At 63.2% G+C, this 253-nt stretch carries 1 pseudogene; it reads right to left on the bottom strand.

Features of this window, described 5'->3' with window-relative positions:
- A pseudogene (locus FPV16_RS26010) lies at positions 1 to 126 on the bottom strand (IS3 family transposase); the annotation flags it as partial.
- Positions 127 to 253: the final 127 nt, after the last annotated feature.

The following is a 253-nucleotide window of genomic DNA, read 5'->3' as shown; positions in this document are numbered from 1 at the left end:
CTTGAGCCCCTCACGACGCCAGATCCGCTGAACCCGGTCTTTCCCCACCTGCCAGCCCGCTGCCTGCAGCAATGCGGTGACGCGGCGGTAGCCGTAGCGTCCGTACTCGGACGCCAAGGCGATGATGTGACCTGACCGGCTGGCTTTGGACCGGGCTGATTGAGAGGATCAGTCAGGACTGAAGGAGCTGGACATGAAGCGAGGTCAGAAGACGGGTGCGGAGCAGGTGGTGCTGAAGCTGCGCCAGATTGAG

Source organism: Methylobacterium sp. W2 (assembly GCF_020662345.1).
In the GTDB taxonomy this organism is placed as follows: domain Bacteria; phylum Pseudomonadota; class Alphaproteobacteria; order Rhizobiales; family Beijerinckiaceae; genus Methylobacterium.
Note: the sequence above shows the minus strand (reverse complement) of the source record. Positions and strands in the feature narration are given on the sequence as shown.